The organism is Candidatus Poribacteria bacterium (assembly GCA_009839745.1).
Classification (GTDB): domain Bacteria; phylum Poribacteria; class WGA-4E; order WGA-4E; family WGA-3G; genus WGA-3G.
Map to the genome: position 1 here is coordinate 15,734 of VXPE01000006.1, position 12,926 is coordinate 28,659.

14 protein-coding genes are annotated in these 12,926 nt (G+C 49.3%); 9 read left to right on the forward strand and 5 right to left on the reverse strand.

Translation table 11 applies throughout. The features are described from left to right. Positions 1 to 22: 22 nt before the first annotated feature. Positions 23 to 1,129, forward strand: a complete 1,107-nt coding sequence (locus F4X88_01305) for a glycosyltransferase family 4 protein (protein MYA54907.1) — start codon at positions 23 to 25, stop codon at positions 1,127 to 1,129. Between the two features lie 169 nt (positions 1,130 to 1,298). Then, positions 1,299 to 2,162 (forward strand): phytanoyl-CoA dioxygenase family protein, encoded by an 864-nt coding sequence (locus F4X88_01310; GenBank protein MYA54908.1) that lies wholly within the window; start codon positions 1,299 to 1,301, stop codon positions 2,160 to 2,162. Between the two features lie 208 nt (positions 2,163 to 2,370). On the opposite strand, the gene F4X88_01315 is transcribed toward F4X88_01310, so the two are convergent. The 3 genes from F4X88_01315 to F4X88_01325 form a co-directional block, all read right to left on the reverse strand. After that, the gene (locus F4X88_01315; protein ID MYA54909.1) at positions 2,371 to 2,532 is read right to left on the reverse strand and encodes a hypothetical protein; all 162 of its coding nucleotides are present in this window, start codon (positions 2,530 to 2,532) and stop codon (positions 2,371 to 2,373) included. Positions 2,533 to 3,055: 523 nt separating this feature from the next. Next, complete coding sequence (locus tag F4X88_01320; GenBank protein MYA54910.1) at positions 3,056 to 3,265, reverse strand: hypothetical protein; 210 nt, start codon at positions 3,263 to 3,265, stop codon at positions 3,056 to 3,058. A gap of 163 nt (positions 3,266 to 3,428) precedes the next feature. Continuing rightward, the gene (locus tag F4X88_01325; GenBank protein MYA54911.1) at positions 3,429 to 4,172 is read right to left on the reverse strand and encodes a hypothetical protein; all 744 of its coding nucleotides are present in this window, start codon (positions 4,170 to 4,172) and stop codon (positions 3,429 to 3,431) included. Between the two features lie 128 nt (positions 4,173 to 4,300). On the opposite strand from F4X88_01325, the gene F4X88_01330 reads away from it, so the two are divergent. From F4X88_01330 to F4X88_01355, 6 genes are all read left to right on the forward strand, one after another. Next, the gene (locus F4X88_01330; GenBank protein ID MYA54912.1) at positions 4,301 to 5,044 is read left to right on the forward strand and encodes a LamG domain-containing protein; all 744 of its coding nucleotides are present in this window, start codon (positions 4,301 to 4,303) and stop codon (positions 5,042 to 5,044) included. A 36-nt stretch (positions 5,045 to 5,080) separates the two neighbouring features. Beyond that, positions 5,081 to 6,007: a phytanoyl-CoA dioxygenase family protein gene (locus F4X88_01335; GenBank protein ID MYA54913.1), complete on the forward strand. Its 927-nt coding sequence runs from the start codon at positions 5,081 to 5,083 to the stop codon at positions 6,005 to 6,007. A 163-nt stretch (positions 6,008 to 6,170) separates the two neighbouring features. Beyond that, a complete protein-coding gene (locus F4X88_01340; protein ID MYA54914.1) occupies positions 6,171 to 6,302 on the forward strand; it encodes a redoxin domain-containing protein in 132 nt (43 codons plus the stop codon). A gap of 27 nt (positions 6,303 to 6,329) precedes the next feature. Continuing rightward, positions 6,330 to 6,632, forward strand: coding sequence for a peroxiredoxin family protein (locus tag F4X88_01345; protein MYA54915.1), 303 nt, complete (start codon positions 6,330 to 6,332; stop codon positions 6,630 to 6,632). A gap of 15 nt (positions 6,633 to 6,647) precedes the next feature. Continuing rightward, a complete protein-coding gene (locus F4X88_01350; protein ID MYA54916.1) occupies positions 6,648 to 7,460 on the forward strand; it encodes a sugar phosphate isomerase/epimerase in 813 nt (270 codons plus the stop codon). A gap of 24 nt (positions 7,461 to 7,484) precedes the next feature. Further along, positions 7,485 to 8,471, forward strand: coding sequence for a GDSL family lipase (locus F4X88_01355; GenBank protein ID MYA54917.1), 987 nt, complete (start codon positions 7,485 to 7,487; stop codon positions 8,469 to 8,471). 111 nt (positions 8,472 to 8,582) lie between these two features. Here F4X88_01355 and F4X88_01360 read toward each other — a convergent pair whose 3' ends face one another. Beyond that, positions 8,583 to 9,341 (reverse strand): LamG domain-containing protein, encoded by a 759-nt coding sequence (locus F4X88_01360; GenBank protein ID MYA54918.1) that lies wholly within the window; start codon positions 9,339 to 9,341, stop codon positions 8,583 to 8,585. A 1-nt stretch (position 9,342) separates the two neighbouring features. Beyond that, positions 9,343 to 10,401 (reverse strand): Gfo/Idh/MocA family oxidoreductase, encoded by a 1,059-nt coding sequence (locus F4X88_01365; protein ID MYA54919.1) that lies wholly within the window; start codon positions 10,399 to 10,401, stop codon positions 9,343 to 9,345. Positions 10,402 to 11,032: 631 nt separating this feature from the next. Here F4X88_01365 and F4X88_01370 point away from each other — a divergent pair. Continuing rightward, positions 11,033 to 12,919, forward strand: a complete 1,887-nt coding sequence (locus tag F4X88_01370; protein MYA54920.1) for a hypothetical protein — start codon at positions 11,033 to 11,035, stop codon at positions 12,917 to 12,919. Positions 12,920 to 12,926: the final 7 nt, after the last annotated feature.

Sequence of the window (12,926 nt, forward strand, 5' to 3'; positions counted from 1 at the left end):
TGACGGGTGAATCCTTGGAAAGATGATTCCGATACTTTACCTCAGCCATTGCGGTTCAAGCATCGGGGGCGGTGAGAAGCAACTCGCGTATCTCGCTGAGAATATCGATCGAACGCGCTATCGTCCGCTCGTTGTTTGTCCTGATGACGGTGTTTTTGTGGAACACTTGAGGCGTGCCAATGTGCCCACAGTGATTCTTGATCTACCTCCGTGGCGTAAGGTGAAATCGTTAATAGCGAGATACGGAGCCGCAAAAAAATTGGTGCGTCTTGCCGAGACACACGGCGCACACTTAGTCCATACCTCGGATTCGTGGTTTAATCCGTATCTATGGTCGGTTAGAAAACAGTTGAAAATCCCTGTCGTTTCGCACGTCCGGAATCTCCTTACGTCTACACAGGTCCGAAAATACAGATTCGACCGGATGGACAGTATCATCGCTATCTCCGAGCAGAGTAGTGTCCCGCTGATTCAAGCAGGGATTGATGCCAAAAAGATTGATGTCGTCCATAATTGTGTCAATTTATCGGCTTTTCAACCGGCTTCTGAACCCATTCACTCGGCGAAATATGTCGTTGGTATTGTCGGTAGGATTGAACCCTTCAAACGTCAGAAAACGTTTGTTGAGATCGCCGCTCGGGTTGTTGCACACTGCAAGGAGATTAGATTTCACGTCGTCGGCGCCGCACTGGATACCGCAGAACACCGCACCTACGAGCATGAAGTCCGCCAGTTGGTAGCCAAATATGGGATACAGGCGTTCGTTCACTTCACAGGGCACCGCACCGATATGCCCAAGGCGATGCAGGAACTCGATCTACTCGTCACCCTTTCAGCGGGAAGTGTCATCGCGGAGGCGATGGCGGTAGGCAAACCTGTCATTGGCACCCCAGTTGGCAGCACGACTGAAATGATTGTTCATGGTGAAACGGGATACATTGTGCCATTAGATCCCATAGAGGAAATTGCGGACAAGATTATCGAGCTGGCTAAAGATTCAGATCGAAGCGGACGTATGGGACAGCGGGCAAGAAAATACGCTGAAGAAGCGTTCAGTGTTGAAAGGCATGTCCAAATGGTGGAGGACATTTATAAGAAATTGTTAATTACTGATTTTACGGGCAAATGATAGGTAGCAGCAGCCCGTAATGAAATGGAGGGGTTTTTGCTTGGGCGTTTCCCCTAGATCTACACAGAGGATCGTCGTTGGTTCAATTCACCTGACTGAACCGCAAGGTATAATTAAAAAACGTTTTGATGTATAATAACAGCATTACTTCCTTAGGAGGAACGGAAAAATGCTCACACATGAACAGCGTGATTTTTACGACGAGAAGGGTTACCTGGGTGTTGAAGCAGTGTTAACAGCAGAAGAGGTCGCGGATCTCCAACGCGTCACCGATGAATTCGTCGAAAAATCGAGAGAGGTTACCGAACATACCGACATCTTCGACCTGGAACCCGGACATACACAGGCGAACCCGCGTGTGCGGCGTATCAAAAATCCGGGGGTACACCACGTCGTTTACGATTACGCCTTACGGCACCCCAAGATTTTGGATATCGTAGAGCAACTCATCGGACCGGGGGTGCGGTATAATGGACATAAATTGAACATGAAGTATCCGGAGTTTGGAAGTCCGGTTGAATGGCATCAGGATTGGGCGTTCTACCCACACACCAACGACGATCTGCTCGCAGTCGGGGTCGTGATTGACGATATGACTGTAGAGAACGGCGCATTGATGATACTTCCCGGCTCCCACAAGGGACCGACGTTAGACCATCACCAGGACGGTGCCTTTATTGGTGCGGTTACTGACCCCGATTTCACACCGGAAGGTGCTGAACCTGTTGAGTTGAAGGCGGGTGGCATCACGATCCATCACGTTCGGGCACTGCACGGCTCTGCCCCGAATACTTCAGACAAACCGCGTCGCTTGATGCTTGCCCAATACTGTGCTGTAGATGCGTGGCCCCTGAAGGGCATTCCGGATTGGGAGACTTTCAATGACACGATTATCCGTGGCGAGCCGACGAATCAGCCACGTATGGTCGCTGCACCTGTGCGTATGCCGGAACCCTACGCAGAATTGAAAGGCTCCATCTACGAGGTGCAGTCCCTGCTTGATGATCCGCTTTATGCTAACAAGGGACAGTAGTTGAGACATCGGATAATTTCTGGACAAAATAGAAAATGCGAGGTTTTTACACCTCGCATTGGAATATAATAGGACTTACGCACTTCCTCGGTAGGTGCGGTTTCCCAACCGCACAGATTGCATTATTATTGATCGAATTCTCTGGTTTCGCGTAAGTCCTGTATAATTTACTTTTTGCTGACGAGGTAAAGGGTGTGTCAACTAAAGTTTAGTTAGCAACTTGCGCGCTGAAACCTACATCTGTAACCGCTTTCACGAGCGCGTCTTTCTCAACCTTGTCCTTCTCAATTTTCACCACAGCTTTATTTTCTTCCATAGAAACACTGACGACCTCAGTCACACCGGTAAGTTTTGTGAGTGCATCCTGCACTTTGCTGGTACACGCGCCTCATGTCATACCGGTCACAGCCAGCGTTACTTCTTCAATGGCTGGTGCTGCTGTTTGGGTTGGTGCCTCTTCTGCTTCTTTCTTTGCTGTGTCTGCACACGCAACCACAAATAACAGTGCTGCGAAACAGACAAATAGCATACTCACATTTAACTGACGCATACGTTTAATCCCCTTATGTGTAGGGACGATCTCTCGATCGCGCCTCTTCAACTTCAATGCTGATGGTTGAAACTTTATCCAATTAAGGCTGCAAGAGAAATAGGGTTTGCAACCTGCTTATATAGAGAAAGGGTGGGGAACCCCACCCTCCTCCGATTTAGCCTTATTGAGCGACTTCGGCACTGAAGCCGGCGCCTTGAACTGCAGAAGTGAGATCGGCAGCCTGCACTTTACCTTTCTCAACCTTCACAACAGCCGTGTTATCCGTTGAAGAAACGCTTACGACTTCAGAAACACCGGTGACTTTACTGAGTGCATCCTGCACCTTACTGGTACACGCGCCTCACGTCATCCCTGTAACGTTCAGTGTAACTTCTTCAACGGCGGCTTCCATCATGTCGCCATCCGTCTTCATGTCGTCGGATTCCATTTCAGTGCTTTCCATAGCAGCTGTAGTGGTTTCAGGCATCTCTGCTTCCTTGCTAATCAGACCACAGCCTACCATGAATACGAAAGCAATAAGACAAATAAGCGATAATCTTACGATATGCATGGTTAACCTCCTTGAATTACTTAAGTGTTATTCTAACACATATTAATTTTTTAGACAAGATTTTTTTCAAATTAATACAAATCTGTCCAAATTGCACACCAAATGCCCCAATATTTATCGTCGACGATAACCCATTTTTTGGGTTTTTCCTTTCGCCATTGGGTTACCTCCGGTGGACGTCTAAAAACGTAAAGACCTTCTGAATCCGTTGTAATTGCTTCTGAAACGCAGCAGCCCGCTCAAAGTGGAGAGTCTCCGATGCGCTATCCCGTTTTGCAACCAGACGTGTTTGCACTTTTTCATACTCCCCATCCAGCAAATCAACGATGTCTGTAATCATTTCTCCGTAGCGTTCGCGCGTAATGAGTGCCGCACAAGGGGCGTCGCACCGTTTCAGATCGTACTGAAAACAGGCACGAAATCCCAGTATCGGTGTAATTTCACCTTCGCATGTCCGAACCGGAAAGATCCGCTGTAAAACGTCAATCGCTTCATCTGTCCATCGCCGACTCGACAACGGACCGAAATATCGCGCACCATCCGGTTGGGTCTCGGACACTCTTTCAAGGCGCGGAAATGCCTCGCCGACATCTATCCGAATATACCAAGAGGCACGTCCGAATTTCATAGCCGTATTATAGGAGGGTTGATATTCTTGGATGAGTCGCGATTCTAAGAAGAGTGCTTCCTGCTCCGAACGACAAATCTGATATCGAACGTCTGTCGTCCATCGGATAAGCCGTTTAATTTTGTTTGGACGTTTTTTGACCTTATGGAGATAGGAACGGACACGCTTCCGTAGACATTTCGCCTTGCCGATATAGAGGATTTTCCCGGAAGCCCCGCGAAAAAAATAAACGCCGGGGTCCAAAGGGGCATCGGCTACCATTTCTTGCGTTAGCATCATTCAATTCACAGTGTAATACTTGCTGTTACACTCTACCATATTTTCCAAAATTATTCAAGCGGCAGGTGTATGTAGATCCTTGACACATTTTTCCCTTTCTGTTAAACTCGTGTATCAGGGGAAAAAAAATGAAACAAATATATTGGCTTGTTATCATTGGGATCTTGTGTGTAGGAGTAAATCCGCTTTCAGCAGAGTTGTTGGACGATGCAGTCGGTATCTGGCTTTTTGACGAAGGCAAAGGTGGTGTCGCAGCGGATACATCAGGCAACGGGAACGACGGCGCAATTACCGGTGCGAAGTGGGCAGAGGGTAAATTTGGTGACGCGTTAGAATTTGAACCACCGCAGGTTGTAACCGTTGAAGCCTCTGATAGTCTCAATTTCAAGAACCAGATGACGATCGCAACGTGGGTCTATATGAATAAAGGGGTCTCGGATACCGCTATCCGGAGGAACGGTTCCTATCTATTGGAAGTTCAGTCCGGAGGTGAAAGGGTACCAGGTGGTTATGTCTTCGGCATTTGGTCGGGCGGTGGGTTTACTGGGGGTGTTTGGGGAAAAACCGTCGTTGAACCCGAAAAATGGTATCACATTGTTGGGCTCTACGACGGCAGTGAAATGAAGCTTTATGTAAATGGCACGCTTGAATCTGCCGTTAAACAGGGCGGTGATGTAGACCAGGCAGGTGAACTGTTGTTCGGCACCTTTGGCGGTGAAAAGTTTATCGGCAGATTGGACGAGGTCGTCTTCTTTAACCGCGGTATCACGGAAGCTGAGATTACCGAGTTGATGAAGGGTGTGGAAGCCGTCCTGCCTGTCTCTCCAAACGGTCTGTTGACAACCACTTGGGGACGGCTCAAGGATCGCTGAAATCGTTGACAGACGTGCCTGCAAGTGTTATCGTATATGAAATGGCAAATTATAGGCGGGCATCTCGAACACATCCGTCCCTTACAACTGGAGAAAAATATTGCAATGACACGATGGCAACCAAACGCTGACCAAAAAACGCAATATGAGAACGAAGGCTACTTTATCCTTCGTAATGTTATCTCGGAAGACTTGGCAGCACAACTCCGCGGTGTCATTCGTAACGTTCTTATGCTACCCAACGCCGGCGAGTTCGCCGATTACGATCCGATGGATCCGATGGAGGACTCACCGCAAGGACGTATCGCACGCTTTCGGAAACTCGCTAACTTCTGTATCGAATCTCCGCTGATATGGCACAACATCCACGCCGGTTCGGCAGTGCTCAACATCGCACGCTATTTTCTCGGTGACGATATCATCATGAAGTATAATAGTTGCTTCCTCAAACCCGCGCGGACCGGTGCCGCAACGCCGTGGCACCAAGACAACGGACTCTGGCGCGACGGTGAAACGAAGCCTTTCAACTTCTGGATACCCCTTGAGCCCGCAACTCGGGAAAATGGATGCATGCAGTTTATCCCCGGTAGCCACAAAACCGAGATCGTCGAACACGTCTTGTATCCCGATAGCATACACGGTGAACTCCCACGCGAAACCGTTCAGGAGATGATCGAAAAGCGCGGTATACATCATATTGAATTGGATACCGGAGATGCCGTCATTTGGCACAGTAGTATGTGGCACTATAGTCCGCCGAACAAGAGCGAAAAGAGCCGTATTGCTGTCGCAGGGGTCTATACAAATCCAGAAATCGCCAAGGCGCGCAAACGCTCTTGGCATAATTACCGATGGGTGATGAAGAACGGTGGAGTCTGCACCCAATTCCCGCCGGAAATTGTCCCGGCGGAAAATGAACCCTTTGAACAACCGAAACCGTTCCCACCTGCTAAGGACGACTAACATAATGGCATCAAAGAAACCGAATATTGTCGGCTACCTATCCGATTTAGTGCCTTTCTCAGTGCTGTGTGCTGTCATTATTTTTTTATCCTTTGCTTGTGGCGATGCAGAACGAACGACCCACATTACAACAGCACCGGAAGATGCCGCTGAAAAACTCCCTATGGGTGAAGGATTAGATCTCGGAGCACTTGCCCCCGAATTCTCACTGCCAGATGGTGATGGCGAATTCCATAGTCTTTCGGAATATCGCGGACAGAAACTGGTTATTCTTTTCTACCGCACGGGGACATGAGGCGATTGTCGAACGCAACTCGGTGAGTTGCAGAAGGGTTATGAAGACATTCAAGCCGAAGGGGCCGAGCTCATCGCTATCAGTGCCGATCCGATAACGACTGTTAATTCAACGCAGCAGACGCTTCAAATCACCTATCTATTGCTTTCGGATGAAAAAACGAAGACAATAGAGGCTTATAATGTCGTTGACCCGACTGAAATCGAGGTAGCACGTCCAGCGGTCTATATTGTTAATCAAGATGGGAACATCGCGTGGAAATATCTTGATGCGAAGAGTGGTAAACGCATCGGGACTGAACCCATACTTGCACAACTAAAGAAATTTTAGGAGGCGTTTTTTGAAATGATTGATGTTTGCTATTTTGCTGATGAAGTCTCTAAAACCGATTTTGAGGAAGCCATTAAACTCGGTGTCGAAGCCGGTGCAAATACCGTCGAAATCCGAGGCGGTGTTTGGGGAAAACACGTGACCGAGATTGACGAGGACGATGTCAAACGTGTTCAGGATGTACTCAGCAATTATAATGTCCGTGTTGCGAGTGTCGGGTCGCCCTTCGGTAAATGCTCGATTGACGATCCACAGGAGTACGAACAGCATCGACAACACTTTGATCGGATGGTGACGTTGGCACACGCATTTGATACCCAAGTCATTCGAGGATTTACATTTTGGAATCCCAATCGTGGGACCAAAGGCGCGCCGCGCCCGGATATTAACGACTATATGGAACGTATCGTCGAGAAACTTTCGCGCGTTGTTCCGGTTGCAGAGAGCGCGGACGTTACGCTCTGTTTTGAGAACGAAAGTGCGTGTCTCGCCGGAACTTGCGAAGAGACGCGTGCCGTCATCAATGCCCTCGGAAATAGTCCCGCCCTCACCTCGTGCTGGGATGTCAACAACGGACTGCACTGCGGAGAGAATCCCTTGCCGGATGGGTACGCCCATATTAAAGGATTGGTGCGGCATCTCCATGTGAAACCGAACAGTGAGAAAAACCTTGATCCGATTGGCGACACAGGATTGCGCTATGAACAGGTGTTGGAGACGCTCATCGCTGACGGATTCACTGGTGCAGCAAGCATTGAACATTGGGGACAACCGGAAGATATGTTGAAGGGCGTGCGGCAACTGCGTGCCTTGGTTGATACTATGTAACTGTTTATCGCAAAGGGGAACACGATGCAATTGAAGCCGGATACGCCGCAGTTAACTTGGCAGGGAGCTGTCTCTCTACAAAAAACCGAAAATTGGGTGATGCCGTGGCGCACGCCGCACCCGATGCATGTCCTATTTCCAGAGCCGTTATTGGAACGCTCGGCAATGCCTGCAGGCGTTCGTGTCAGTTTTCGGAGCAATACGACGCGGGTTTCAGGCAATATCGTGCCACAGAATGAAAGCGGGATACTCGATCTCTGCTGTGATGGTGAAGTCGTCGCCTCGCTTGACTTGACCGAAAAAGATAACTTCGCTTTTGAGGGGTTGTCCGGTGAGGAAAAATTGATTGAATTGTGGCTGCCGCAATTCGGACAGTTTCAACTCCGCAACTTGGGGATAGATGATGGGGCAACGCTGCGTCCCTTTGCCGATGCTCGACCCCGATGGGTGACGTATGGGAGTTCTATCACGCAATGCCGGACAGCGGCATCGGCGACTCAGACATGGCCCGCGATTGTCGCACGTCAGCATGGACTAAATTTAACCTGTCTCGGTTACGGTGGACAGTGTCATCTTGATGCCATGGTGGCACGGATGATCCGAGATATGCCTGCCGATTATATCTCAATGTGTCTCGGTATTAACATCCAAGGCGCATCCAGTTTGGGACCGCGGACGTTTCGTCCCGCAATTATCGGGGCAGTCCAGATTGTCCGTGAAAAACATCCAGATATCCCACTCGTGCTGATGTCCCCTATCTATTCCCCGCCGAGGGAGGAGACGCCAAACACCGTAGGGTTTCATCTCAAGGGGATGCGTGAAGAAGTGCAAGCCGCTGCTGAGGCTCTGCAATCACAGGGCGATCGGAATATCTATTACGTTGATGGATTGCGTGTGTTTGGAGCAGATTACGAACATCTGCTCCCTGATGCCCTACATCCAGATGCCGAGGGCTACCGAGTTATGGGCAAGAATTTCAGAACTGAAGTTGCCGAGAAATTTTTCGTATAAATAAAGAAGGGCGGGAAATTGTTCCCGCCACATTCTCAAGGTGTTCATCGACAACGCAATTCACAGACTTTTGCGCTATTCCTATCTTTATTGTTAAAAAGGGATTGCCATCTATCGGGCTTTCAGATTCGCCCAAGTCGTCGCTAACTTACCTTTTGCAGAGACAGCCAACGCAGTCTCCCAGCCTTCCTCCGCAAGGAGTTGAATGTCCTCCTCTTCTAACGCCACGCCTTTTTTGGTAATAAAAACCTCATCCAATCCACCAATGAGATTTTCGCTGCCCCAGCCGCCGAACTTCAGAATAGCCGGATTATCCATGTTCGCCCCAACGTTCCGTTCTGTCTCCTTTTTGCCGTTCACATACAAAGAGATAACCCCTTTTTTGCGAACAGCCACGGTGTGATGCCAACCGTTTCCGACAATGTCGGTTTTACCATCGTCGATGTGGTTTCCGCCACCTTCAAAGATGAAGAAACCGGTATCTCTATCGATACTTGAACTCATCGCCCAGAATCCGGCACCACCGTTCCGCTTGATGACGACGTATGCATCTTTATTTTCCGAGTTCATCCAACATCCGACAGTAAAATCGTCATCTTCAAAGTTGAAGAGGTCGTTATGCTCAATAACGACATATTTCGGGCTACCATCAAATTCCAATGCTTTACCGAACTTCCCATTTATCCATTTAGGTCCGTCAAATTCCCCATCGTTTCCGTTCTCGGTGAAATCTTTAGTAACGGCTCCTTTACCTTCATCAAAGAGCCAGATACCCGCAAAGTCGTTGATGTTAATTTCGGCATAACCAAATGAGATAGCGATGAGACTGACACAGATGCTCCACAATATTGTGAATCCACAAAATTTCATGTTATCCTCCTATCTCCACAGCATTTCCTGTTGCTGCGGAAGCGTAAATTGCGTCAGTAATTTGCTGAACAACAAGGGCTTTTTCCAAACTCGTTGAGGGCTGCCGGTTCTCTCGGATAGCAGCAGCGAAATCAGACAAGGGTGTACTGTGTTCTGTTTCAGGTGTTTCATCTGTTTCTACGAGGGATGTAGACACCACACCCCCTTCTGTTGTCGTTCGATTGTGGATGACACTATCCGGTTTTTCATCCTGCATATTCAGTTTAAGGGAGCCTTCTGTGCCGATAATTTCCCAATCTGCGTGCGAATGCATCGTCATAAATTCACCACGCTCCACGCTCAGCACGATGTCGTCTTCACAACGGATAATTGCGGTATAGTGCGTTTCAGCATCGGAACCGGGAGCGATATGCGATGTGAACACCTGCGGCACCGTCCATGTTTGCGCAAATACAGTTTGGGGTTTGAGCTGCCACCCTGTAAGACCGAGTAGGTAATCGAGATCGTAGCATCCCCAGTTAACAAGGATACCGCCACCGTTGAGTGCCTTAATCAACCGCCAGGCAGGACGGGGTGTGTCAGGCTTTTTTCCTGCTCCGATAATAGCGCGACAGTAGACGGTCCGAAGTTCTCCCAGGCCGCCGCTTGTGATAAGTTGCGTCGCAAGCCGAGCGGATGCAGTGAAACGCTTTCGTGAGGAACAGCACCCTGAGATTAAGTCACCCCGTGCAGCGATGAGTTGTTCAACCTCAGCGGCGTTCATCGCGATCGGTTTCTCAATCAGGACGTGCTTCCCTCTTTCATAAGCGCGCAGGGCTACGGCGGTCCGATATTGCGTCGGAAATGCAAGAACAACCGCTTCAATTTCATCGTCGTCGAGCAAGTCAACGTCATTGCTATACATTTTGGGTGGGTTAAAACGTTCAACTGCATGTGTTCTGTTGGTTTCGATGAGGTCCGCTGCAGCAACTAACTCGATATGGGGTGCCTCTGATGCGATACTGAGGTGTCTGCTTCCGATCACACCGCACCCAATTACACCTACTTTTACGGGTTTCATAATTTTGGTGGCAAATTTTCGGCTTGCAAACTACGCCGAAAGGTTCCTTTCTGAAGGTAAAGTCTAAACGACAGGAGCGACTCCTGATCGCTGTTCACGGTTGGAATTAAGCTCGAACTTATTCGTTTATTATGGCATAGAAGCGAATTGATGTCAAGGCCTTCATTCTACCAGAGCCATTCAATTCTCCTGTAGAAGCGAACTCCGATTCCTGAACGCTCTTCTGTAGGAGCGAGCTGTGCTCGCGATGTTCTCCAAAAATCAACCCAAATTCCGAAAACTGAATGACTCTGAATCCCCGATACTTTTCAATTGACATGAATTACTGTGTCGTGATATTATAATAGACATAGAATAAAGCGTGTAGGCTTTAGTTCACGGCTCTTGAATAGTATAATACCATTTCTGATTGAAAATGCTTCAATAAACGAACTCTTTGTAGCATAGGCTGTTAGCCTGTGCAGTCTGGTGGGGTCTTTGAAGCGATCTGTCAATGCAATATAATCTTTTAGAAATGGTATAAGGTATTACCTAAAACGAAGGGCGTTGTTTACAAGCCCATCTTGAGAAGTAAGGAGGTTGGCGTTCACTCCACACCGAAAGGGCGTGGGTTCCGACGCTATGAAATCTGATGAAATCGAGAAAGCAAATATTTTCTATGTTGGTAGTCCTGCTCTTGCTTTGCACCCTGCAGTTCGCATTTGCGCAACGATCATGGGTGAAAGTAAGCGAATCCGAGTGGCAGGCGGGATTTTCGGATGTCTTTTTTGTAGACGCACAGCATGGCTGGATCGTTGGTAGCAATTCAACAATTCTCCATACTACCGATGGGGGTATGACGTGGAACAGACAACCCAGTCAACCCCTGCCATTTGACATCATGCTGAAGAAAGTCCGATTTATCGACCCACAAACCGGTTGGGTTGTTGGAGACAATGGCACAGTCTTGAAAACCACGGATGGTGGCACAACGTGGATGAAAAAGAATACAGGCACCCGCACCGCGCTCTTGGCGGTCTCCTTCGCTGATGCCAAACATGGATGGGCAAGTGGAGATGGGGGACTCATCATTAGTACGAAAAATGGGGGCACAACGTGGGCGAAGCAGGAAATCGGCACGAATAATACCATCGAGGGTATCGACTTTGTAAGCACGACAGTCGGTTGGGCAGCCGGCGGCGGTGGTACTCTTCTCCACACCAAAGATGGGGGGCAGACTTGGGAATTCCAGACCAGTGCCACAGTCAACACGCTCGATGCTATTTCCATGTTGAGTGACAAAGCAGGTTGGGCAGTCGGTGCCGGAGGTGCTGTCGTCGCAACAGTTGACGGTGCCGAGTGGGTCGTGCAAGAGAGTAAAGTCCCGCATTCTAACGGGATGCCTGAACCCGTTTGGGATGTCCATTTCGCTGATAAAAACGTCGGTATTGCTGCCGCCGAATTCGGCGTAATTCTTCGGACAACGGATGGTGGTATCACCTGGGAACCGCTTGAGCCGCGACCCGTTGCTGCTCGCCTTGAAGGTATCCACATGCTGAGTCCAACCGAAGCATGGATAGTGGGCAAAGATGCGACGATCCTGCATACAACCGATGGTGGAGACACTTGGGATGTCGTTTCCAGCACGAGCGAACTGCGTGCAGCCTATTTCCACGACGATAAACTCGGTTGGGCGGTCGGCTTGTCGGGGAGCGTTTTGCACACCAACGATGGTGGCGAAACATGGAAACCTCAAAGTAGTGGGGATGTCTTTGAACTCTTCGGAGTCGGATTTGTGGATGAGAACAAGGGGTATATCGTCGGTAGCAACGCCGCTTTAGTTGAAACACTTGATGGCGGGAAAACGTGGCATGGCGTTAGTGATCCAGGCGATGAAGGCCACGGCACTGCTCAGCGTATCCAGTTTGAAGGCATAATGAGTTGGCGGAGTGCTATGGGATCTTACGGGCTGAGTTTTGGTGCCTCAACACACGCGTGGGCAGTCGGGGAAACCGGAAGGGTTATGCACACTCCCGATGCCGGGCAAACATGGATCGGTCAAGATATGGACCCCATGATGACAGGCGCAGGCTTTAACAACCTCTATGGCGTCCACTTCATAAATGAAAGTATCGGTTGGATCGTCGGGGATGCCGGAACCATCGCAAAGACGATGGATGGTGGACTCACTTGGGCATCTATCTTGCAAGGACCGAAATTGAACGATGTCTATGCCGTCAACGAACAAACCGCTTGGATCGCCGGCGAACAAGGGGCAATCATGGCAACCACGGACGGTGGCGCAACATGGGTCGATCAGACAGTCCCAACGGATGCTAACTTGAATGCGATTCTATTCCGGGATGCCAATGAGGGATGGGCAGCCGGGGACGGTGGAACAATTCTTCACACAACTGACGGCGGTGTCACTTGGTTGATGCAGGAATCACCGACGGCAAGCCATCTGTGGGATCTCGTCCAAACACCAAGTGGTCAGGTCTGGGCAGTTGGCGATTCGACAACGATTGTCCGTTATTAAAGGCTGT

Bases quoted from the DNA above. Each gene is read 5' to 3' on its own strand.
- F4X88_01305 (MYA54907.1), top strand. From the start codon at position 23: ATGATTCCGATACTTTACCTCAGCCATTGCGGTTCAAGCATCGGGGGC.
- F4X88_01310 (MYA54908.1), top strand. From the start codon at position 1,299: ATGCTCACACATGAACAGCGTGATTTTTACGACGAGAAGGGTTACCTG.
- F4X88_01320 (MYA54910.1), bottom strand. From the start codon at position 3,265: ATGCATATCGTAAGATTATCGCTTATTTGTCTTATTGCTTTCGTATTC.
- F4X88_01325 (MYA54911.1), bottom strand. From the start codon at position 4,172: ATGATGCTAACGCAAGAAATGGTAGCCGATGCCCCTTTGGACCCCGGC.
- F4X88_01330 (MYA54912.1), top strand. From the start codon at position 4,301: ATGAAACAAATATATTGGCTTGTTATCATTGGGATCTTGTGTGTAGGA.
- F4X88_01335 (MYA54913.1), top strand. From the start codon at position 5,081: ATGAAATGGCAAATTATAGGCGGGCATCTCGAACACATCCGTCCCTTA.
- F4X88_01340 (MYA54914.1), top strand. From the start codon at position 6,171: ATGGGTGAAGGATTAGATCTCGGAGCACTTGCCCCCGAATTCTCACTG.
- F4X88_01350 (MYA54916.1), top strand. From the start codon at position 6,648: ATGATTGATGTTTGCTATTTTGCTGATGAAGTCTCTAAAACCGATTTT.
- F4X88_01355 (MYA54917.1), top strand. From the start codon at position 7,485: ATGCAATTGAAGCCGGATACGCCGCAGTTAACTTGGCAGGGAGCTGTC.
- F4X88_01360 (MYA54918.1), bottom strand. From the start codon at position 9,341: ATGAAATTTTGTGGATTCACAATATTGTGGAGCATCTGTGTCAGTCTC.
- F4X88_01365 (MYA54919.1), bottom strand. From the start codon at position 10,401: ATGAAACCCGTAAAAGTAGGTGTAATTGGGTGCGGTGTGATCGGAAGC.
- F4X88_01370 (MYA54920.1), top strand. From the start codon at position 11,033: ATGAAATCGAGAAAGCAAATATTTTCTATGTTGGTAGTCCTGCTCTTG.